This window comes from Sulfobacillus harzensis, assembly GCF_012933365.1.
GTDB lineage: Bacteria > Bacillota > Sulfobacillia > Sulfobacillales > Sulfobacillaceae > Sulfobacillus_B > Sulfobacillus_B harzensis.
On sequence record NZ_JABBVZ010000332.1, the window covers coordinates 1 to 568 of the forward strand.

Here is a 568-nt window from a genome sequence, read left to right on the forward strand (position 1 = left end):
TTTTCCGGAGTTCCTCGAGCCCCGGCGGCGTAGTGAGCAAGCCTTGGTATCGGTGATTCAAGAGGCGTATGTGCTGGTGTGTTTAGTCAACAGGAAATGGCTCTTGCACACTTTTGGTGGTGCTGGGCCATGGCGCAATCGAACCGTGAGGGTGCACGCTCCCCATGTCGGTTCCTGTCGTTCGCGACCAGGCCAATACCCGACCGCGGCGGGCCTTGACGCGTTACCGATGCAAAATCCGGGCGCTCAACAAGGGCAAGCGGGCCCGACCATACATCATCCGCTTGAGCGTCTTGGTTCGATTGTTCAACCCTTCCACCGGGCCCTGGCTCCACGGAAGGGAAATGCCGGCCACCACCGCATCCCAGTCTGCGCGGAGGGTTTCGGCAAATCGCTGAAAGGCCGGTACCCCACTCGCTTCCGCCGCGCGGCACCAGGCTGCCAAGGCCGCGGCGCCACGCCGATGGATCACCAAGGTTTGAAAGTGGCGCGTGAGCGTCCACGCCAGCCGGTAGGTGGGATCCTCGTGAATCCGCGCACTCAAGGTCCCCGTGGCGTGCCGCGGAAT

1 protein-coding gene is annotated in these 568 nt (G+C 62.9%); it reads right to left on the bottom strand.

Features of this window, described 5'->3' with window-relative positions; all coding sequences use genetic code 11:
• Positions 1-223: 223 nt before the first annotated feature.
• Positions 224-568 (bottom strand): transposase (locus HIJ39_RS23355; protein WP_169103402.1); only part of this gene is annotated, 345 nt, incomplete at its 5' end.